Raw genomic sequence first — 20,659 nt, forward strand, 5'->3', positions numbered from 1 at the left:
CGGTGTCACGCGTGATGGGCATTATCGAGGCGGTGGCGGCAGCCGAGCCTCGCGGCCTTAAACTCGGTGAGCTGGCTGAGATGCTGGGGGCACCCAAGTCGTCGGTGCATGGGCTCGCAAAGGGTTTGGTGGCCTTGGGGTACCTGCGTGAGAACGAGATTCGTTATCAGACAGGGCCCGCTCTCCCGCTCTTGATGCCCACTGATACCGAGGCATGGAGACTACGTGTTGTCGTCGAGCAGCTGACCATCCTGCGCGACAAGTGGGGCGAGACCGCGATGGCCGGCATTCTCGTCGGAGAATCGGTGGTCTACGTTCAGTCGGTCGAGTCTCCGCAAACCCTCCGCGCATCGGTGCCGCTGAACACTCGGGTTCAGCTGTGGCCAGCTAGCAGCGGCAAGTGTCTCCTGTCGGCGATGCCGCAGAAGCGCCTCGAGAACTACCTTGATCGAATTGGGCTGGCTGGTGAGGAGCGGGCTGATGCTATCGACGAGTTGGCGCAGGTGAGAAAGCAAGGTTTTGCCCTGAACCTGGGCGGCACTGCCGTCGGTATGTTCGGAGTGGCCAGCCCGATCAAGCTGCCTGCGAAGCCTGTCACTCAGACGATTGCCGTGACTGGACCGGAGGCGCGGTTGGCGGGGCAGTTGGAGTCCCTTGCTCTCGACGTCAAGGCCGCGGCGCAATCCATCGCACGCGCTGGCTGAAACTGAGACCGACCGGAGCCCGACGGTCCGGCAATCTTTGCGTCTTACCTTCTTCGCGCCCGGCGGCCGTTCGATCGTGGCGAGTCGAGCTATTGGCATTTCATCAGAAGCGTCACAGCGGGATACAGCAAATTCTCTCCGAAGATGCGCGTTATGTTGTGCCCGTCCTTATTTCGACGTTGGGTCGAGTTGCCGACGTAAAATCTTCCACCGCGATGTGGCGTGGTGTGCGGCCGGATCCACGTTCAGCTCGAGGACACGCTCAATAGGGACTTCCACGTCGGAGAATCCAGGCGACCGGCTCGGCAAGTCGTCCTGCATCGACTACTGAGCTTCACATCGTGATGGTTCCGCACGGCTATGCGCCTGTGCTCAAGACCAGGGTGCTGAGTCGGTACCGAGCTGTCAGCCGGCTGAGCGCGCACCCGCCAGTCTGCAATTGCTGGTGTCAGCGATACGTCAGTCGGAACGGCGATAAACGATCCGCCAAGTGCACTCCGATGCGTTGATCTACACCGTCAAACCGATACGGTTCCCCCGGAGTCGGACGAAGGCAGAGGCGCGAACAGCAGATCATGCTCGTCGCGGCGCGCCAGTGCCCACGATGGATCAATCTCAAGGAAATCGGCCGTGTTCTGCCGGCGCATCCAGTCGAAGACGCAGTCTCGTCGCATGATTCGCCACCCACCGTGATCCCGGAATGAGAAGGTGTCGACGTATCGGCTCATCACTGTCATGAACACCGGCTCGTCCCCGACTCCGGCAAACGGGTCACCGCTCGACGGATCGACGAGTTGCATGCTCATGCAGTAACTTTCCACACGCGCGAACCGATGATCGTCACTGAAGACTACTGACACATTCGTCACCACGTGTGTCGAAGACAGTACGTGTTCGTGCCGTCTGCTCAGCCAGGCGATCAATCCCTCTGCGTCACCAACGTACGCTCCGTGCGCGTCGACCGCGCCCACGTGGTAACAGTCGCGGATCTGATCCCACGCTCGCCGGTCCACACCCTGGCAGTAACGCAACAACACCTTGGTGATCGCACGCTCGGCCAACAGTTCCTGTAATTCGATGTTCGAGTCGGTCATCGCAGAACTCCACTCACCGGCGAAGCTGGAGCCGTCACAGGATCGAGGCCCGCTGCGGCTCGATTGAGATTGATGGTGCGCAACAGACCCGTCTCCAGGTTGTATCGGCTCGTGTACCCGATCTCGTTCGCCGCCCGCGTGCCGTCGTATCGACGCGTCCACGCATACGACGAACCGGGCGGCAGCGGGGCATCATCCATGACCAATTCGAGTGGAGCATCCGGGAAAAGCGTGGCAACGAAATCAAATGCGTCGGAAACTTTTCGAAAGTCACCGCGGGTGATGTAGTTGGTCGAACCGGGGTCGGTGTAATCAAGCGCTCTGACGAACGCCCTTGATGCATCCTCAAGATAGAGGAAATCCATCGGACGTGCTCCGAAGGGCACCAAAACCTCTCGGCCGCTGCCGATCGCGGGTTCGAGCAGCATGCCCGACATCCAGGAACTCCCGCCACCGCGACCTGCTTTGATGTGCTCACCGTAGCCGTATGCTCGGGTCAGCCGTAAGCCGGTCAAGCTCAGACCTGTGTTCTCGGCATAGCGCCACGCCAGTTGTTCCCCGAACACCTTCGTGGCTCCGTAAATGAACGGGGGGTCGTAGGGTGAGTCGTCTCGTATGAATCCGTCGGCGCCGCCTGACTTGTCACCGAAGACATCGACACTACTGGCCCACACAACCTTCGACAGACCATGCAGTGCCGAAGCCTCGAGGATGTTTGCCATTCCGACAAGGTTCACACTGGCGGCCAGCGGGGGATTGGCTTCGACGCCTGCCGAGAGCAGTGACGCGAGGTGAATCACTTTCGTCACGCCATAACGCTCCATTGTGTCGCGGATCGCCGCCAAGTCGACGACGTCGCCGACGACGATATCCACCTTGTCGCGCAGGCCCCCTCCAACGAGGTCGTCCACGAACTGTAAATCGGGTGGGAAGAGGTCCGACGGGTCGCCTACCCCGCCGAAGAACCCGTACAGGACGACCCGCTCGCCTGCGTCGAGGAGGTCGCGGACGATATATCCCCCTACGTGGCCGATACCGGTCAGCATGATTGTCATGTGATCGTCTCCATTCTCCCCGCGGGGTGATCCAGGTCGTACGCATATGAGCATAGGCGTTCATAAGTACGAATGACGATACGAGTGCGATCGGCTGCCGTCAAGACCAACTGGAGTCGCCACACCCGCGCGGCTGTCGAGGTCGGGGTTCGCGACTTCTGGTTCGTACGGCTCGATCTCGATGACCACACCGATGTACTCGTCGGCGATGCGGATGCGCACAAATGAGTTTGAGAAGAAAAGTCAGGGCAAGCTGCGGGATTGGGCGAGCAGGAGGTGTTGGCGACGTCGGCTGGACCCGGTCGGTCCGCTCGTCGACGTCGATGTGGTCGGACCTGATCGGAACCCGTCCTGGGGTCGACCACGGTCACCAGTCTCCGCGGTTGTCGCCCACGCACAAAGCCCATCGGGGCACGTGTGGAGTCAGGGATTCGCGGAGCTTTCCGGGCCGTGACGGCAAACCCTGCATGATGAAGTGGCGGTCCACGGCCGTTGAGACGCAGACGTCTTCTGTTTGGTAGAGCCTCCCCGACGAGCCGGCCGGAGCGTTCTCGCAAGTGCCACCCAGCCGCCGGTCGGCTCGAGCGAGATGTTCGAGTCAGCGTCGCGCTCTGTCGGTACTCATCGACCGAGCGAATTCTGTTGCGATAGTGCAAGGGGGAGCAGCGATGGTTCGGCAACGCCGTGAACCCTGTACGAGTGTCCGGCCGCCTTCACCACGGCGGCGGACCGACGGTGGGCGACTTCGTGAACCCATGTACCACCGAGTCGAATTACCGAGCGAGACGGGATGCGCTGAATACGGGTCCTCAATCGAACGCACCGTGTTCGGGCTCGCTTGACGTACGGGTCGGGATTGCTGTCGTCCCTTGGTGCGGAAAGTCATCGAGCCCGGGTCGACGTGCTGCCGACATGAAACAGGCCCCCGGCGCCGGCGATCTTCTCGACCTCATGCTGAGCACCGCGGAACCGGCAGCCGGGTAGTCCGACGAAAGCGCACCGCGCTGTGGTCGAATCGCGATGTCCAATTCGAACACGCGGGCAAACTGCGAGGCCTACAGCGCATGGTCGACGAGACGTTGCTCCTGCGGCCGGCGGCGCCCGGTGACGACCGGAATCCTCGCCGACCCGATACCCGATGGCGGATGAACACCCCTTCGAGAATGGCGAGCGGGCATGTGTAGTGCCGATTCGGCTCCTTCGCAATACGGCGTGGAGTGATGATCCGGCATGTACCGACCCGGATTGTGAGGAGCGCAGTCGCATGTCGGCAACGTTCGTTGATCGGTGCAAGCAAGCGCAACTGGGCACCGCGCCCGCTTCGGTCAGTCCGTCTGGCACGGGGTCTTCGACGAGACATTGACCCGGAGTCCGTGGCATTCGTCCGCGCGGAACCACCGTCGGTCCGATCAGACTGCGTGGCTCCGACTGCGACGGCCTTCGGCAGGAGCGCACCGTGTTCTTGTTTGAAGTCACGTGATCAACCGTTGTATTGCCCGTGGGTACGACGGCCACCGACCACTTCGCCGCACGTACGACGCCAAGACATGAACCGGAAGCGCCATCCGCGCGTGCGTCCCAGGCCTGCGGCCTGCGGCCTGCGGCCACAGTCGACTGCACCAGCCGACTGTGGCCGACGTCATTCCTCGCCGGAGACCCGACGACCGAGTCCCATCGATCCAACCGGTACGTCGTTGGATGTCGTCGGGCCCGGGCCAGTGTCTTGACCGTCGCCGGACCGAGACTCCTCGGAGATCTTGCGGAGAGCCTCCCTCGACGTGTCGACGCGGGCAACGACGTAGAGCAACGTGGCCATCACGTACATGCCGGAGAGAGCAAGGATCACCCCGATGATGCCGGCAAGGTTGTACAGCCACAGAACGATGAAAGGCGAGAAGATCAAGGCGACACGACCGACGGTCTGAGTGAGTCCGCCGCCGCGGAATCGGAAAGCGGTGGGAAAGAATTCGGGCACCGTTCCGAGGCACATCGTCAAGAACGATGCAGCCATTGCCACCAGGACGAAACCGATGACGACGATCAGCACCGGCTGCTGCATGAAGGGGTAGATTCCGGCGAAGATCGCGGCGAGCGTTCCGAAGATCACGATGCTCTCGCGTCTACCGATGCGGTCTGCGATCAGCACGCACAGAAGCGGCCCGACGACGTACCCGGACATGATCGCAGCGTTGAAGCCCAGAGATCGGGACACCGTGAGCCCCTGGTCGACGAAGAAGGTGGGCATCCACCCAGTGATCACGTTGGAACCGAATAGACAGATGACGGTGAGGAACAGGGCCATCGCCGTCCGGGCAATCACGGGGCGGGAGAACAGCACTGTGATCGGCACCCAGTCCGCATTCTCGTCGACGGAGGTCGACGTCGCGTCAGAACTCGACTGTGTCTGCGTCACAGTGTTCGGCGTCCCGTTCTGCCGTTCGATTTCGCGCATGACCGCTTCGGCTTCCTCGTACCGCCCGCGTGACTGCAACCATCGCGGCGACTCGGGCATCGAACGGCGCAACCACCATGCGACGAGCGCGCCGACACCCCCGATCACGAACATCGCGCGCCACGAGAAGGCGGGGATCACGAGCCATCCCGACACAGCGGACACCGTCACCCCGAGGCCACCGAAGAAGCCGAGAATTCCGAGGTAGCGACCGCGACGAGCACGAGGAATGAATTCGGTGATCATGCCGTAGCAGATGACGTACTCGGCGCCCATTCCGATGCTCATGAGGAACCGCAGGGCAATGAGTATCTCCATGTTGGGCGCCAGCGCGGCGCACAGTGCAAGCACCGCGAACAAACCCAAGTTGAACTGGAAGGCGAAACCGCGACCGACACGGTCGCTGAGCCAACCCGCGAAAGCGGCTCCGATCGCCAGCCCAGCGAAGGTGAACGACAGAAACAGGGAATTCAGTTCCAGTGTCGAGAAACCCGAGGGAAGCATGGATGCCAGAACCGCAGCTGAGAGCTTGTTGTCGAAAGCATCCCAGAACATCCCCAGTCCGACGAGAATGATCAGTCGTCGATGGAACTTACCCAGCGGGAGGTTGTCGAGCCTGCTCCCCGCGTCGATGTGTGTATCCACTGCCAGGATCCTTTCGTCGTCGAGCTGAACGCGGGACGCATACCATCGCGGATTGTCGACGGCAGACGGCTATGGAGCGTGTGTGCAGCTCGTTCGTCAGGTTTGCTTTTCTCGGGTCGGTTTCGTGTCCAGGGAGGACCACGAAGAGTGGGGTGGAGTCATCCGACTGACTCGGTAATCCCGCGGATCACGCGCGCCCGTCGGCCGCGATGTGGGTCATGCTCAGTTACACAGTCGGCCCGCGATGTAGTCCGGATCACTCTGCGCCATTCGTCCATTAATTCGTCTCACGCCTTCGATGTCCAATAGCGTCAGTCGATCGCGGTTATGGATTCGGCTGATCGATGACGTCGACCAGCAGATTCGCGATGCTCCGTCATCGGGCGACGCAGGTAGGGTAAGAAAATAGTCGACAGGCGTTCCTTGGTTCACGAATCCAGTCGTCATGATTCCGGCGACTCAGTGGTTCGTGCGCCTCGCCTCGCCTCGGGGAGTCGCCGAAGCTGCCGGTTGATCGTCCGAGTCCGTGTCGGGGCCAGACACGGTGAACTGCGTTCCCGAGCTGAGGTTCTGAGGCTGGCGGCAGGGCTGGTTCACGAGGCGCTCGGTTCGATGGAACGGCGACCCTCAGTGGTTCAGTGTGTCCAGGGTCGCGGAAGCGAATTCACGCACAACACGGTCCCATCGCCCGAGCAGACCGAGCAGGTTCTCCCCGTCCGTGCGGTACGACGGCAGCTCACGCTCGACGAGGTCCAGAACACTCGTCCGCAACTCGGTGTTGATGTTGATCTTGCCGACGCCCATCCTCGTCGCTCTGACGAGGTCTGGGGTCGGTATTCCGGAAGCCCCGTGGAGCACGAGTGGGACGGAGGTATGGGTGCCGATGTCGCGGAGCAGATCCCATTGCAACTGCGGCTCGCCGCTGTAGGTTCCGTGAACATTGCCGATCGCCACGGCGAGCAGGCCGATTCCGGTTCGAGAAACGAAGTCTGTGACCGACGACGGATCGGTGAGGCCCGTACCGGGTTCGATGACGGGGGACGCCGCGAGAGCACGGTCCTCGTCGCCCGGAAGGCCCCCCAACTCCGCTTCCAACACGATGTCCGGTCCGACGATCTCGCGTGCCGCGCGTACCAGCGCGATGTTGTTCTCGTAGGAGAGTGACGAGCCGTCCACGAGTACCGAATCAGCTCCTGCAGCAACGGCTGTGGCGATCACATCGAGGTTGGCGGCATGGTCGAGTTGTACGGTGACCGGGATGTCGGCGTCGTCGGCGAGACCACGCAGAGCCGTGATGAAGCGGGCACCGTGCTGGGCCGCGGCTGTCTTGGGGGCGATCAGCAACGTGGTGCCGCGACGGGAGGTCTCTGCGGCCGCCACGACGCCCATCGCTGTGGTGAAGTCGTAGCAGGTGAACGCAGGGACGGCTGATCCCCGCCTCAGTGCGTCCGCGACCAGATCATCGAGTCGGGCGCGCATCAGGGGGTACCTCGACGAACCCGAGCGGAGGATCCGCGATGTCGGCTCATGCTGGTCCGCTGACGGCGTGGTCGAATGTGTTGCTCAGCTTCCTGGTGACATCGACCAGTGACTGATCGTCGCCGACGTTTCCGGGAAAAACGACGTACGGGATCCCTCGGCCTGGACCCGCTGTCGGCTCCCACAAGGAGACAATTCCGGGCAGCATCGGTCCTCGGACGATCGCGTGTCGAATCTCCATGCCGTACGTCGCGACGTCCGAGGACGTTATTCCGCCCTTGGCGATGACGAATCGGGGGGGAAAGGCCGCAAGGGTGCGCTTCACCACGTCCACGACCGCGGCCGACACGGTGCGCGCAATCTCCAGGCTCGAGGTTGCGTCGTCGGTCCTGACAAGCTTTCGGCAGGTATGGACGATGACATCGCCACGGTGCAGGCCGTCGATGACATCCGCGACGATGCCGTCGACATAGGGGTTGTCCGTTGCGGTGTGGCCGGCAATGAGTAACTTCTCGACGTCGATCTCGATGACGCGCGCCGACTGATGGACCGATGTGAGGGCATGGAGTTGGCGGGTGGTGACGGCGACGTGAGAGCCCACCACGATCAGTCCGCCGGTCTCGGTGGGAGCGGAGGGGCCGAACACATCGTCCGAGACGAGTGCGGCGCGGACTTCCTGGCCGATGCGGGCACGGACGAACGGCGGACCGACTCTGTAGAGCAACTTTTTTCCGCGGCGTTCGGCTTCCTGCAGTCCCAACGCAAGTGCGCGAAGATCGTTCTCGGTGACGACGTCCGCGACGATCGGCGTGGAGTCGGTCGCAGGCGCGATCGCGTCGGCGATCGCGTCAGCCGAGACGAGTGGATCCCGCGCCGCGGAACCCGCTCGAATGATGTGGAGATCCAGAACGATCACGGACTCGGCGAGATAACGACCTTCGGACTTCTCCTCTATGTACTCGGGCAAGGACGAGGAAACGAAGCTGAAACTCGCATCGTCCGCGAATTCGGTGTCCCCGACGGGAATCAGGCTTCCCGCATCGGTGCCGGTACCCCGCATGTAGTGCACCGCGCCGATGGTGATCCGACCTGCTTCCGGAAACGCGGGGACGATCACTACGCCGTCGGTACCGTCGCCGGTCACGGTCTCCACGGTGGCGGCGATGACATCGGGTTCGAGCGGATAGTGTCCGCGAAGGGTCGAGTCACCGCGGCTGACGAACGACAGGGTCACGCCGCCGTCGACAGTGGCGGCTGCTGCCAGCGCGTTTCGGACTATCTCCTCGTTTCGGGTGGCTGCTTCGGCGGGGCTCACGCTACGTGTGTTGGTCAGGACATAGACAGCGGGCTTGCTGCCTTCATCGCGAATGTGGCCGAACGCCCACTCGAAATCATCTGTCTCCCAACGTGTGAGTACCGGTACATCCCACACGGACTGGGTGCCGGTGGGATCGTCGTCGAGGACGACCAACACACGGGCACTGACGCAGTCTGGCGTGTTGCTCTCTGATACCGCCGAGGCGGAGACCACGACCTCGTCGGGATAAGCGGACAACACTTCATGTTCGAGCAACACTGCGTACTCCATGGGGACAGATGATTCGGTTCCTCGGTTACGAGGCAGGACAACTCTGATCTGTTAGACGGTCAACTGCGACACGCGTTGCGCGAGGTAGTCGACACCCATACGAGGGCTGGACAACACGGGCACGCCTGTCTTTTCCTGCAGGACCGGGGCGAGGCGATTCATCGAGGCTTGTGCGAGGACGATCAAGTCGACTCTGTCGGCCAGGTTCGTCGCCTGCTCTACGATCAGGGCGTCGTGCTTCTCACGGTCGCCTGCCATCAGAACCGCGAAAGCACCCTCGCAGAGTTGTTGTTCGATCTCCACGGCGCGGCCCAGCGTCGCGGCGCTGTCTGCGATGAGGTCCGACGTCGGTCCGAGCGTCGTCGGCACCGTTGCCAGCACCCCGATTCGTCTGCCCTCGGTGGCTGCCCGCAGTGCCATTGCCTCGTCGATCTTGACGACAGGTGTCGCGACATTCTGTGCAGCCACATCGAGAGCCGGGCCGAGGGACGAGCACGCGGAGAAGATGATGTCGGCGCCTGCTGCCTCCGCGGCCTGGGCGAGATGTGTCATCCGCAGCTCACTGGTGGTCGAGATCCCCTGCTCGCGTACGACCGTGGCCAGAACGTCGGAATCCACGAAGTGCATGACTTCTGCGTCGGGTATCAGTTCTGCGATCAGATCGTTGATGACAGGCTCCACAGAGACGAACACGAAGCTGGTGTGAAGAATTGCGATTTTCTTGGTCACGTTGTCTTCTTTCGCGATGGTGGTGTCGGCTCGAGATCAACGCTGCGTCGTGTGTGATGGTTCGGTGAACCCGTTCCATTCCGCACTGCACAGGTCACGAAACCGAGGTCGTGACTCAGCCGACCTGAGCGAGACAGGGACGTCGACCGGTCACGACGTTCGGATCGCCCGAATCGTCCGAGAGCGATGGCACAGGTCCCTTTCGTCCCGGATGTGCGGTCGGCCGACACTCATTAACCGCCATCATCGTGTCGAGTGTCCAATATCGGTATGTGATGGGCCTTATAGCTTGACTGGATCTACATCGGTCCGAGCCGCGCTGCGTCGACGACGCGGGCTGCGTCTCGACGTACCTCCCGACCACCGGTGTATCGACAGGCCCGACAGTCGATGCCTGAGGGGTGCCTTGCCGGAGCCCTCACTGTCAGGGTCTTCCTCATCGCGCGCGAACGTGGTCACCTGTGTGTGCAGCTCCTGCTGGTGGACGGTTTGAGAAAGACTCCCCCGGAACCGGTCGGTGCTCGAATGAGTTCGCCGGCCCCGAAAACCGCCGATCACAACGCGAAACATATATCGAAGGGATCCAGCTGATGGTCAGCACACGAGCATTCGCCGACAAGGTCGTGTTCATCACCGGTGCCGGAGCCGGCATCGGAAGAGCCGTGGCAGAGGCATTCTCGGTCCAGGGAGCTGACGTGGCCGTTACCGGCCTTGATGAGGACTCTCTCCGCGGAACCGCCGAGATCGTCCGCTCCCACGGCCGTCGTGCGCATGTGGAGGTGTGCGACGTGTCGGATGGCGCGCAGGTTGCTGCCGCAGTCGCCTCGACGGTCCAGGCGCTGGGCGGACTCGACATCGCGGTCAACAACGCGGGCGTGGAACAACCGACCACGCCGCTACACGAGACCGACGAGGAGGACTTCGATCGCATCATGAGCGTCGATCTCCGCGGAGTCTTCCTGTCGATGAAGTACGAGCTTCCCATGATGCTGGACAAGGGCGGTTCGATCGTCAACTTCTCCTCCGGTGCGGGCGTGGTGGGAATCCGCGAGCAGGCGACCTACGCCGCAGCCAAGCATGGCGTGATCGGTATGACGAAGTCCGCTGCGCTCGAATACGCGGATCGGGGCATCCGTATCAACGCGATCTGTCCCGGAATCATCGAGACTCCCATGATGGGCCGATTCTCCGGCGGCACACCCGAAGGTCGCGCTCGAGTCATCGCGCAGGAACCCGTCGGACGGATGGGCAGGCCCGAGGAGATCGCGTCAGCAGTGTTGTGGTTGTGTTCGGATCTGGGCGGATTCACCATCGGTCACGCTCTGGTCGTCGACGGTGGGCAAACAGTGGGCATCGGTTGATGGACACTCGGCGGCGACCGCCAGTACGCGAAGGTGTAGAGCGGCCTTCGAGGGACCTACGCTCGTCACGTCGAAACCCGTGCCCCCACGCGAGCTGTCCGGTCACGAGCGAGCGCACAGCGTTGTCGCCGGGTGGCCGCGTGCCTGTTCGATGAGTGCCGAGAGGTCCGCAGCGCCGTGGCTCGTCCCGTTGTGTGCGTCCGCGAGTCTTCTCCAGTCGGTGTACGTTGCCGTCCGAGTTCTGTTGTCCTATCGCGTGCTCGAGCTCGACGGCGGTGGCGCAGCGGTCGGCGCTTTGACCGCCGCGTATTCCCTCGCGCCCCTCCTCATAGCCATTCCTGTGGGTCGAGTCGTGGACGGGCGTTTCCTGTCCGTCACTCTCCGGGCCGGCGCGATCGTCAGCGTCGTAGCAGTGCTCGTCATCGCTGTGGCCGACAGCATCCCTGCGCTCGCGGTCGGCAGCGTCGTGCTCGGCGTGGGGAATCTACTGACGATGGTGGCGTCGCAGTCATACATTCCGCACCACGGAGACGACGCGCGATTCGACCGTCGGTTCGGGACGTTCTCACTGTGGGTGTCGGTCGGTCAGACGGGTGGCTTACCCGTGGCAGGATCGGTCGCGTCCACGAGCGTGGGAACTACGGGCGCGTTGGTGGTCATGGCCGCGATCGCGGGCCTCGCCTCCGCGGTCACGTTCATTCCCGGGCTCGACACGCCCGCGTCGACCGTTCCGACATCGTCAGCGGTGCGTCAGAGCACGACCTCCATGCTCGCGGATCGCGGAATGCGCGCTGCAATCTTCAGCAGTCTCATCGTCTTGTCCTCCATCGACCTCTTGGCCGCGTACCTGCCTCTTCTCGGTGATGCACTGGGGTGGTCGGTCCTCACAGTGACCGTCGTGCTCACGGCACGATCTGTCGCCTCGATCGTCTCGCGTGTCCTTCTTCCGCGGTTGCTCGATCGAGTGCCTCGGCGCGCGCTTCTCATCGCAGGCACGGCTGCCACCGCCGTACCCGTCGCCGTCCTTCCCCTTGCAGAGCATCCCGCGTTCGCCGCCGTGTCGATGTCGATCGCAGGGTTCTTCTGGGGAATAGCTCAGCCCTTGACCATGACGTGGGTTGCCAGTTCGACGCTGCCGTCGAGCCGCGGCGCGGCATTGTCACTGAGGATGACCGGCAACAGGTTGGGTCAGGTTCTCATCCCGGCCGCTGCCGGACTGCTGGTGTCTGCCACTGGGATCGGCGCCGTCTTCATCGTCACCGGTGCACTTCTGTCCTTGGCTGGAGTCTCTACATGGCGCAACACGAGCAACGGTCGTTGACGCCGCAGTCTTTTCCGTACCGCAACGTGCGCCCCCCGGCGGGGCGCGCCTCCACAGGCATTCCCGCACCAGAATTGGGGTGTGCGATGGTCGCCGTGGTTCGCGAGGGGTTCCCCGACAGGGACTCCCATCACTGTGCTCGCGTGCATACCGTCAGAGCCCACGACGACACGTGCGGCGAAGGCGCCTGTCGAGAACGGAGACACGATGCGCATCGGCATACGGGTGGGCGAACGAACGGTGAGCGGAACGACAGCGAAGCCAGCAGTGATCTCGCTGCACAACTACCGTTGACTCTGAACTAGTCCGATCACGGTTCCGTGGAGAAGACCGGACCTCTTCCCGTGGGATTGTCGACCGATGGCTCTCCTTGTGCGGCATACCCGACCCCGGCGATATCGGGTTCGCCGTCCGACGACTTCGTTCCGTACTACGGCGACCTCGGCGTTCCCCGGCATCGTGATCCCCGGTAGGATGGACGACACCGGGTCGAGCACGATCGGGTCCATTGACGGCGACGTGACGGTGACGGTCTCACGCGCCGACTGAGTGGTCGACTTGGTGCTCGGGCCAGGCGCGGACGTCGTGCTCTTAGTTCGTCACGGAGCTTCGGCGAGGTGCTACTGCAACGTCGGTGTTCGCGAGCGCCGTTCTGAGGTCGGTGTTGCTGGTCTCCGGCGTCATGACGATTCCGAGGGCTCCCAGGGTGAGAATCAGGGCGATGGCGTAGAAGGCCGGCGCGACCGGGCTGTTGAAGTAGCTGACCAGTGCTGTCGCGACCAGGGGAGTGGTACCGCCGAAGATGGCGGCGGACAGGTTGAACGAGAAGCCGTGCCCTGTCCCACGAACAGCCGTCGGGAACAGTTCCACGGCGACGACGAAGTATCCGGCTGCGAAGATGGCGACACCCATCGCGAGCAGACTCTGCCCTGCGATGGCGCCGAGCAACGTGCCGGACGATGCCAACGAGAAGGCCGGGTAGGCGGTGACGGCCAGCCAGGACGCGCCGCCGATGAGGAGCGGCTTTCGTCCGATTCGATCGCCGAGCGCACCGAGAACGGTGACCCCGACTGCCAACACCAGGATGGCAGCGGCATTCGACAACAGGGCCGGCTTCTCGGCAAGACCTCCGGTCTTCACGACGAACGTGAACATGTAGCCGACGAGAAGATAGGCGCCCACGGCCTGCGGCACCTGCAGGAGAATGACACGGACCATCGACATGCGGGCGGCGGCGACGTCGCGAATGGTGCTACGTGCGTCACCCTGATTCTTCACCGCGCTGGTGTACTCCTCCGGGTCGTCGAGGGTCCGTCGAATCCAGAAACCCGCCACGGCGATGAGGCCACCGGCGATGAAGGGAATCCGCCAACCCCACTCGAGGTAGGCCTCGCTGCCCAGCAACGCCTGTACTCCCAGAACGAACACTGCCGCGAGCGACGTCGGAACGTAGATGAAACACACCGCATACCCGATCCATCGACCGCGTTGTCCATCCGGAGCCGATTCGACGACGAAGCTGTAGCCGCCGGTCGATTCGCCGCCCATCGACAGTCCCTGAACCAGTCGGCAGACGACCAACAGTGCCGGTGCGGCCAGACCTATCGCATCGTATGTCGGGAGAAGGCCGGTCACGACCGTGCCGCCGCCCATCAGGAGAATTGTCAGCGACAGAATTCTGAGGCGGCCCACGCGGTCGGCGAGGAACCCGAAGAACACACCACCCAAGGGGCGTGCGAAGAACGCGAGGGCGTAGATCGCGAAAGTGCCGAGAAGTGCGGCGGTCTGATTCTCCTGCGAGAAGAAGTGAACGGCGAGTGCCGGTGCTGCGAGAGCGTAAATCGAATAGTCGAACACCTCGCATACGTTCCCGATGCACCCGCCGATGAGGCGACGCCGAGGGCTGGAATCAGTCATGATCGAATCTCTTTCGTCACCTTGCGTTGAGTTGTCATGCTTCGTCGAACACGAAGACGCCTTTGCCTGCGTTCTGTTTGTCGAACTCGTCGTAGGCCTCCACCGCCTGGCTCAGGGTCCATCGGTGGCTGAAGAGCTCGTCGATCGGAATGTTGTGGCGGACGATGAACTCGGCGCACTGTCGCTGCTGCACGATGGACATAGTCCAGGACGTCATGACGGTCACCTGGCTGCGATAGAAGTCGGTGACGCGGAAGCGTGCCTCGCCGCCGCCCAGTCCGACAAGGCAGATCTTGCCCCACGGCGCCAAGGAATCCATGCCTGCCGATATCGCGGCCGAAGCGCCCGACGTCTCGAGTACCAGTGGCACTCCTTCACCTTCGGTGAGCTCTCGCACTGCCTCCGATGCGCTGCCGATCGTCGGATCGACTGTGGCCATTGCCCCGAATCGTTCTGCTTGGGCACGTCGATTCGGTTCGGGGTCGACCGCGATGACGCGTGCGCCGCGAGCCGTCGCCAACATGGTCGCCGACAGGCCCACGGGGCCCTGACCGACTACGGCGATCGTCGAGCCGCCGACGTCCCCCAGACGCTCCAGAGCGCCCCACGCGGTGCCGGTGCCGCACCCGATGGTGGCTCCGGCCTCGAAGCTCAAGGCATCGTCGAGAGGCACGAGCGTCGCGGCGGGCACCACGATGTACGGAGCGTGTCCTCCGTGTTCCTGCGTACCGAATGCTCGGAAAGGCGCCCTGGTGCACATCTGCGGCCACCCCGACCGACACCGGTCGCACGTCGTGCATCCGATGTAGTGATGGATCATGACGCGATCACCCACCGCCGCGACATCATTGCTCACGCCCGGTCCGACGCTGTGAACGACGCCGGCGGGTTCGTGTCCGGCGATCCGCATGTCCGCGGTGGTGGGGTAGTTCGCTTCGGCACGATAGACGTGCAGGTCGCTGCCGCACATTCCGGACGCGCGCACGGCGACGACCACCTCGCCCGCCGCGGGCTCGCGGAGCGGGAAGTCGCGAAGCTCGACCTTGCGGTCGCCGAGAAAGATTGCGCCCTTCATGGTGCCTTTCCTGCGTAGATCGAGAAAAGAGTGACGACACCGTCGACGGCATTTGATCGTTGGAAGTCAGTCGGTGGCGAGAGTCATCGTGAGGTTGATGAGTCGTGTGCGTCACACATTGTGCGAGAGCCATTTAGCCGTCATCACCATCTCGGTGTCCAATACCGATAACTGCACACGTTTATAGGTTCGGCCTATGACCACAGCCGGTGGTAGGTGGCAGACATGAAGACGCCCGTGACCGATGCGGTCACGGGCGCGTGGGGAACCGTGGGGGGTGACGACCCGACTGGATCGGTCAGGGGCGGGACTCGGTAGGGCTGTGGCTGTGCTCGGCCGCCCAGGAGCCCAGCAGGCGCAGACGCTCCGCGCTCGGCGAGCCTGGTTCGGCGGTGTAGACCATCAGAATCGAGCCGGGGTCCGCCGTCACCACCAATTCCTCGTAGGCGAGGTGGACCTCACCGACGACAGGATGATTGAAACGCTTCTTTCCCGCCCCGTGCGTACGTACGTTGTGCGCACCCCACAGCTTTCGGAAGGTCTCGTCTCGCGTGGACAACTCGCCGACGAGGTCCTGTAGTCCCTTGTCGTGAGGGTCACGACCCGCTTCCGCGCGCATGATCGACACGCACATCTCGGCAAACGTGTCCCAGTCCGGATAGAACTCGTGTGACAGCGGGTCGAGAAACTGGAAGCGCGCGAGATTCGGAAGCCGCCCGCCGTCCCCGATGATCGGCGCGTAGAACGCCTTGCCCAATTCGTTGACCGCCAACAGATCCTGGCGTTGGTTGCGCACGAAAGCGATGCCGTCGGTGATCGAGTCCAATGCCCATTGCAGGCTGATTCTGGGCGCCGTGGACCGAGTTGCCTTGCGACGTGGGCGTCCGGACGTGGGCACACCGTCTGCCGCGCGCGCAAGGTCGAGCAGGTGTGCGTGCTCGGTATCGTCCAATTTCAACGCGCGCGAGAGTGCGTCGAGCACGGACGACGATGCCCCCCCGATGGCGCCCCGCTCTATCCGGGCGTAGTACTCGACGGAAAGGCCGGCGAGAGCGGCCACCTCGCTCCTACGGAGCCCGGCCACTCTGCGGTTTCCGCCCCCCGTGATCCCGGCCTCCTCCGGAGTGAGCCTGGCTCGGCGGGTCGTGAGGAACTCGCGTACCTCGGCTTTGTTGTCCATGAGGACGAGCCTAGGACCCCACGCGCGGTTGAACGACACCCTGCTGATACACCCTTCGCGGCTGAGGCCGAGGAGTCCCGCGGTGTTCCGTCACGCTCAGGTCGTCCCGGAGGGGGTATCCGGAACCACGACCGCTTCCGCGGTATCCGTGCGATCGACATCGCTTTCGCCGTCGGAATACGACATGACGAATGCGAGGAGCCCGGCCACACCTGCAGCGCTGTAGACGAACGGGCTGAGTGTCGCCGGTACCTGACTGACGATGGATCCGTTGCCCAGGAGGAGTCCCACACCCTGCCCCGCGACGATGACCAGCCCGCCGAGGAGGAACGCGAGGGTGCAGAGCCGAAAGAGAGCGGACACGAACGTATGGAACATGGGGTGTGGTCCTGTCAGACGGGGAGGAGGCCGAGAGCGATCAGCACGCCGATGGCGAGGATTGGGAGACAGTAGTACTTCAACAGCGGCACGAAAATTTTCGACGGGTCGATTCTCGCGATGCCGGAGGCGATGTAGATCGGAGCGCCGGAAGGCGGGGATGCGCCCTCCGTCGAGGCGAAGACCAACACGGCCGCCGCAGCAACGGGGGCGGCCACGCCGGCTCCGACCAGAGCGGCGACCGCGACGGGTCCTACGGTCGCGACGGTGGCAGATGCGGTCAGAGGAATCGCGATGACGACGATGATGATTCCCACCAGGATCGCCATGAGCCACTTCGGTGCGGCCAACGATTCCAGTGTCGACGTCAACTGTTCCGGCAATCCCAGCTGGCCGAGGACGGCCGATGCGGAGAATGCCGCAACGAGTGTGGTGCCGATGATGCCGAACTGGGGTGCCGAGTCGCCGAGAATCTTCCACCAGCCTCCCCTGTCCCGCGGTAGGTGGCGGCGGCCCAAGAACAGCACCAGCAGGATCATGAGAACGGGAATCCACGTGATGATGCTGATCGCTCTCGACATGACCAGATCGGTGTAGCGTCCCAGTGCACCGGCGAGTGGACCCTGGGTGAGGAACAAGGGGACCAGCAGCGGTACGAGAAGCAGACCGGACGTCCACCCGGCACGCAGGCTGCGGCGCGCGGGGATTCTGTCCTCGATCGCGATGGGCTCGAGCCCGTTCTTGCGAATCAGGTAGAAGTTGAGCAGTAGGCGGTAGCCGAGGCACCACACGCCGGCGACGGCGAGCGGAACGATGATGTCGTCAGCGTCCATCAATCCGCTGACCGTGGTCGATCCGACGAGGATGAACATGGTGGCACTGAAGGGAAAGGTCAGACCCATCCCGGCTGATCCTGCGACAACCGTGGCCGAAAGTTCGCCGCTCACACCGGAGCGTTTCATCCACGGCACTGTCACCGAGCCGACCACTGCGGCCATGGAGGCGCCGACATGGGCCACGGCGCCGAAGATGGCGCCCGCGAGGGTCGTCGTGTAGACCGGCCCCCCTCGAATCCTGCCGAGGAACGAGTTCAGGATGTCGATGAGCCTGTCGAGCACTGGAGTCTTCGCGAGAATGAAGCTCATGAAGATGAAAGCCAGAGCGGCGAAGGTGATCTCGGCCTGAATCGCTTCGACGAAACCGCTCAGCATGTACCGCGGCGCATCGCGACCGGCGAACAAGCCGACCACGATGAACCCGACCACCATGGCTTCACCGATAGTGCGTTTCAGCACCGCGTTCCATGTGACGATGGTGCAGATGAAGGCCACCAGAGCCCAGATCGCGATCATGACCGGATCCCACTGTCCGAGTCGACCGGAACGGGCTCTTTGTCGACGACGGTCAGCATTCGAAGCAAGGCCGTCGCATCGTTCATGGACTCCAGATCACGAACGGAGAGCACGACCAGTTCGAGGCTCTCCGCCGTGTGATCGGACACCGCGACACTTGCGCAATCGACGAATTTCTCGGCAAGATCGTCCCAGTTCAGTGGTGCATCTTCGTTTCCCGGTACCCCGGTCCCGATTCTCTCGAATTTTCTACCGTCGTGAGCGATGATCTCGACCCGTCCCGCGGGCAGCTCCAGCGTCCAGTCGAGGTCGGGGTCGCTGACCGGGGTGATCTTCCGTGCCGCCGCTAGAACGGCGTCGTCCGCGAGCGATTCCTCGGTGAAATGCGAAATCTTCAGGCTCTTGTGGACAGCGCCCAGCGCCACAAGGAACGGGAGGCTGAATTTCGCATCGACCAGTGTCGCGGGCGCCTGCCGGGCTTCCAGGGGTCGGCACATGAGGTCGTGGTAGTCGCCGACGAACACTCGAATCTCGCTGAGATCGTCTACGACGAGATCATTGTCCTCGAGAAGCCCGATGATCGCGTGAACGTGGCTGTGGGCGGTGCCGACAGCAGGCCACTTCTTGTAGAGAGTTCCCGCGCCGAGATACTCGATCCCCAGCCCGCGCAGTATGGCGTCGCGTTCGTACTCGCCGTCGAAATACGTTCGAAACACGCCGTACTCGCCCTCGAACAAGGTGTCGACTCCTGTCATGCCCTTTTCCGCCAGAAGTACAGCCGTGACCGCTCCGCGCGCCGAGAATGCGGCATAGATACCGCGCAGATCGCTACCGGTGCCGCACACCAGCTCCATCACACCGCTCGACTGCATGCTTGCGATACCGAGTGCATGACCGAGCTGAACGGAGGAGAGGCCGAGTACCCGCCCAGCGGCCGCCGTCGCCGCATAGACACCGATCACCGTCGATAGGTTCCAGTCCTTGCGCCACCCAACGTTGCATCGAAGGCGTGCGAAGAGATCTTGCCCCACCGCCACCGCGGCGATGAGATCCTTTCCGGTCACTCCGCCTCGGCGTTCCGCGACGGCGAACACTGCGGGGACGATCGAACTCGAGGCGTGCTGACCCCACGGGGTCTGGTCGTCGTAGTCGAGGCAATGAGCGAGGGCGCCGTTCGCGAACGCGGCACCGATGGCGGATGAGCGCCGGCCGTACGCCAGTACCGTGGCCTCCGGTCTGTCGCCGGATTCCAGAACGACGTCGATGGCGGCGCGTACTGCCGGTTCCACGCCGCTGGCGGCCAGGATCACCCCGAGCGTATCCAGGATACTTTTCTTGGCAGCCTCCACAGCGCCCGCAGGAAGCGTGTCGAAGGTTGTGTTCGCGGCGGTGTGGGCGAAATGATGAACGACGTCGTCGGCATCGTCGGGCATGCGTCGAACTCCAATGCAAATATTTGAGCTGTTGTCCGAATCACAATCGGAATAGATCCATTAATCCGTCACGGGCCGGGTCTTGTCCAATACCGAGAACAGATGCCTCTTATAGTCTCTCCCTATGGGCGCGACTGGCCGGGGCGAGCAGGTCCTACGTACACTCGGGTCTGTCCGGGTCCGGGCGCCATCTTGTCGAAAGGCTGCATTCGTGCCCGATTTCGGAATACTTCTCGCGTGCCTGGCCGGAGTGTGCGGGCCGTATCTCCTCGGGGCAGCCGGGATCATTCTGCTCGCGGAGTCGGCGTTGCTCGTCGGGCTCGTTCTACCCGGCACCAGTACAGTTCTGATCGTCGGTTCAGTCGTCGGGCTGGGGCGTGTGGACCCGGTGCTCGCCGCCGTCGTGATGGTCACGGCGTCCTCAGGTGGGGCTCAGACTGCATTCCTTCTGCGCCGACGCCACGGCGGTTCTCCTGTCCAGACGTGTGAGCCCCGCGCCGCAGCGTCGTCGAGACTCGTCGGCCGGATACAGAAGATCTTCGACCGGAACACCACCATCGCGTCGGTCGCCAGTCATCTCATGGGAGGCACGCGAACCGTGGGGCCCCGGTTGGCTGCGGCGTCGTCCATGTCGTTCCGAAGCTTCGCCGTCTGCAACGTCATCGCCGCTGTCCTGTGGGTGTCCGTTCTCCTGATCGTCGGAAGCACTGTGGGCGCGAACCCTGATGTCGCGCCGTACTTCATCACCGCAGGCGTAGCGCTGATGGTCGCTACCTACGGTGTGAACGTCGCCAGGCGCCGAGCGCGAGATCGGGCCGCCGCGGTGGTCCTGCGAGGACCTACCGCGGGCACGGTCGCGGCGGCATGATCTTCCGGCACGGCTCGGTATCCCACTC

17 protein-coding genes are annotated in these 20,659 nt (G+C 63.2%); 4 read left to right on the forward strand and 13 right to left on the reverse strand.

Going from position 1 to position 20,659, the window contains the following annotated elements; genetic code table 11:
- The first annotated feature begins 11 nt into the window (after nucleotides 1-11).
- Nucleotides 12-704, forward strand: coding sequence for an IclR family transcriptional regulator (locus tag ASG69_RS21390; protein ID WP_056442828.1), 693 nt, complete (start codon nucleotides 12-14; stop codon nucleotides 702-704).
- A 518-nt stretch (nucleotides 705-1,222) separates the two neighbouring features.
- On the opposite strand, the gene ASG69_RS21395 is transcribed toward ASG69_RS21390, so the two are convergent.
- The 7 genes from ASG69_RS21395 to ASG69_RS21420 form a co-directional block, all read right to left on the reverse strand.
- Nucleotides 1,223-1,798 (reverse strand): nuclear transport factor 2 family protein, encoded by a 576-nt coding sequence (locus ASG69_RS21395; RefSeq protein ID WP_056442826.1) that lies wholly within the window; start codon nucleotides 1,796-1,798, stop codon nucleotides 1,223-1,225.
- The gene (locus ASG69_RS21400; RefSeq protein ID WP_056442822.1) at nucleotides 1,795-2,853 is read right to left on the reverse strand and encodes an NAD-dependent epimerase/dehydratase family protein; all 1,059 of its coding nucleotides are present in this window, start codon (nucleotides 2,851-2,853) and stop codon (nucleotides 1,795-1,797) included. The genes ASG69_RS21395 and ASG69_RS21400 overlap by 4 nt, the downstream gene beginning before the upstream one ends.
- 60 nt (nucleotides 2,854-2,913) lie before the next feature.
- Nucleotides 2,914-3,075, reverse strand: coding sequence for a hypothetical protein (locus tag ASG69_RS22815; protein WP_162247040.1), 162 nt, complete (start codon nucleotides 3,073-3,075; stop codon nucleotides 2,914-2,916).
- 1,417 nt (nucleotides 3,076-4,492) lie between these two features.
- Nucleotides 4,493-5,950: an MFS transporter gene (locus ASG69_RS21405; protein ID WP_082544368.1), complete on the reverse strand. Its 1,458-nt coding sequence runs from the start codon at nucleotides 5,948-5,950 to the stop codon at nucleotides 4,493-4,495.
- A gap of 627 nt (nucleotides 5,951-6,577) precedes the next feature.
- The gene (locus ASG69_RS21410) at nucleotides 6,578-7,429 is read right to left on the reverse strand and encodes a class II fructose-bisphosphate aldolase (RefSeq protein ID WP_056442820.1); all 852 of its coding nucleotides are present in this window, start codon (nucleotides 7,427-7,429) and stop codon (nucleotides 6,578-6,580) included.
- 46 nt (nucleotides 7,430-7,475) lie between these two features.
- On the reverse strand, nucleotides 7,476-9,017 hold the full coding sequence (locus ASG69_RS21415) for a four-carbon acid sugar kinase family protein (protein WP_414891332.1): 1,542 nt from the start codon (nucleotides 9,015-9,017) through the stop codon (nucleotides 7,476-7,478).
- Nucleotides 9,018-9,068: 51 nt separating this feature from the next.
- Nucleotides 9,069-9,746, reverse strand: coding sequence for an aspartate/glutamate racemase family protein (locus tag ASG69_RS21420; RefSeq protein WP_056442818.1), 678 nt, complete (start codon nucleotides 9,744-9,746; stop codon nucleotides 9,069-9,071).
- Nucleotides 9,747-10,336: 590 nt separating this feature from the next.
- On the opposite strand from ASG69_RS21420, the gene ASG69_RS21425 reads away from it, so the two are divergent.
- Both ASG69_RS21425 and ASG69_RS21430 read left to right on the forward strand, forming a co-directional pair.
- Entirely contained in the window at nucleotides 10,337-11,107 is a 771-nt protein-coding gene (locus ASG69_RS21425) for an SDR family NAD(P)-dependent oxidoreductase (RefSeq protein ID WP_056442816.1), read from the forward strand.
- 151 nt (nucleotides 11,108-11,258) lie between these two features.
- A complete protein-coding gene (locus ASG69_RS21430; RefSeq protein WP_056442813.1) occupies nucleotides 11,259-12,428 on the forward strand; it encodes an MFS transporter in 1,170 nt (389 codons plus the stop codon).
- A gap of 591 nt (nucleotides 12,429-13,019) precedes the next feature.
- Here ASG69_RS21430 and ASG69_RS21435 read toward each other — a convergent pair.
- The 6 genes from ASG69_RS21435 to ASG69_RS21460 all read right to left on the reverse strand — a co-directional run bounded on the left by ASG69_RS21435 (nucleotide 13,020) and on the right by ASG69_RS21460 (nucleotide 19,763).
- Nucleotides 13,020-14,345 carry an MFS transporter gene (locus ASG69_RS21435; protein ID WP_056442811.1) on the reverse strand — a complete coding sequence of 442 codons (1,326 nt, stop codon included), beginning with the start codon at nucleotides 14,343-14,345 and terminating at the stop codon, nucleotides 13,020-13,022.
- 34 nt (nucleotides 14,346-14,379) lie between these two features.
- Entirely contained in the window at nucleotides 14,380-15,420 is a 1,041-nt protein-coding gene (locus ASG69_RS21440; RefSeq protein WP_056442809.1) for a zinc-dependent alcohol dehydrogenase family protein, read from the reverse strand.
- Nucleotides 15,421-15,718: 298 nt separating this feature from the next.
- Complete coding sequence (locus tag ASG69_RS21445; protein WP_056442806.1) at nucleotides 15,719-16,600, reverse strand: helix-turn-helix transcriptional regulator; 882 nt, start codon at nucleotides 16,598-16,600, stop codon at nucleotides 15,719-15,721.
- Nucleotides 16,601-16,696: 96 nt separating this feature from the next.
- Nucleotides 16,697-16,978, reverse strand: coding sequence for a hypothetical protein (locus ASG69_RS21450; RefSeq protein WP_056442805.1), 282 nt, complete (start codon nucleotides 16,976-16,978; stop codon nucleotides 16,697-16,699).
- 14 nt (nucleotides 16,979-16,992) lie between these two features.
- Nucleotides 16,993-18,330 (reverse strand): TRAP transporter large permease subunit, encoded by a 1,338-nt coding sequence (locus ASG69_RS21455; protein ID WP_056442803.1) that lies wholly within the window; start codon nucleotides 18,328-18,330, stop codon nucleotides 16,993-16,995.
- Entirely contained in the window at nucleotides 18,327-19,763 is a 1,437-nt protein-coding gene (locus ASG69_RS21460; RefSeq protein WP_056442801.1) for an MmgE/PrpD family protein, read from the reverse strand. Before ASG69_RS21460 ends, ASG69_RS21455 begins: the two co-directional genes overlap by 4 nt.
- A 211-nt stretch (nucleotides 19,764-19,974) precedes the next feature.
- Here ASG69_RS21460 and ASG69_RS21465 point away from each other — a divergent pair, with 211 nt between their 5' ends.
- Nucleotides 19,975-20,631 carry a DedA family protein gene (locus tag ASG69_RS21465; protein WP_056442799.1) on the forward strand — a complete coding sequence of 219 codons (657 nt, stop codon included), beginning with the start codon at nucleotides 19,975-19,977 and terminating at the stop codon, nucleotides 20,629-20,631.
- The last annotated feature ends 28 nt before the right edge of the window (nucleotides 20,632-20,659 follow it).

The sequence above is a fragment of the Rhodococcus sp. Leaf225 genome (assembly GCF_001426145.1).
In the GTDB taxonomy this organism is placed as follows: domain Bacteria; phylum Actinomycetota; class Actinomycetes; order Mycobacteriales; family Mycobacteriaceae; genus Rhodococcoides.

What these genes read in the sequence shown, in the direction of transcription:
- ASG69_RS21395 (WP_056442826.1), bottom strand. Translation starts at nt 1,798, where the DNA reads ATGACCGACTCGAACATCGAATTACAGGAACTGTTGGCCGAGCGTGCG.
- ASG69_RS21400 (WP_056442822.1), bottom strand. Translation starts at nt 2,853, where the DNA reads ATGACAATCATGCTGACCGGTATCGGCCACGTAGGGGGATATATCGTC.
- ASG69_RS21410 (WP_056442820.1), bottom strand. Translation starts at nt 7,429, where the DNA reads ATGCGCGCCCGACTCGATGATCTGGTCGCGGACGCACTGAGGCGGGGA.
- ASG69_RS21415 (WP_414891332.1), bottom strand. Translation starts at nt 9,017, where the DNA reads ATGGAGTACGCAGTGTTGCTCGAACATGAAGTGTTGTCCGCTTATCCC.
- ASG69_RS21425 (WP_056442816.1), top strand. Translation starts at nt 10,337, where the DNA reads ATGGTCAGCACACGAGCATTCGCCGACAAGGTCGTGTTCATCACCGGT.
- ASG69_RS21430 (WP_056442813.1), top strand. Translation starts at nt 11,259, where the DNA reads ATGAGTGCCGAGAGGTCCGCAGCGCCGTGGCTCGTCCCGTTGTGTGCG.
- ASG69_RS21435 (WP_056442811.1), bottom strand. Translation starts at nt 14,345, where the DNA reads ATGACTGATTCCAGCCCTCGGCGTCGCCTCATCGGCGGGTGCATCGGG.
- ASG69_RS21440 (WP_056442809.1), bottom strand. Translation starts at nt 15,420, where the DNA reads ATGAAGGGCGCAATCTTTCTCGGCGACCGCAAGGTCGAGCTTCGCGAC.
- ASG69_RS21445 (WP_056442806.1), bottom strand. Translation starts at nt 16,600, where the DNA reads ATGGACAACAAAGCCGAGGTACGCGAGTTCCTCACGACCCGCCGAGCC.
- ASG69_RS21450 (WP_056442805.1), bottom strand. Translation starts at nt 16,978, where the DNA reads ATGTTCCATACGTTCGTGTCCGCTCTCTTTCGGCTCTGCACCCTCGCG.
- ASG69_RS21455 (WP_056442803.1), bottom strand. Translation starts at nt 18,330, where the DNA reads ATGATCGCGATCTGGGCTCTGGTGGCCTTCATCTGCACCATCGTCACA.
- ASG69_RS21460 (WP_056442801.1), bottom strand. Translation starts at nt 19,763, where the DNA reads ATGCCCGACGATGCCGACGACGTCGTTCATCATTTCGCCCACACCGCC.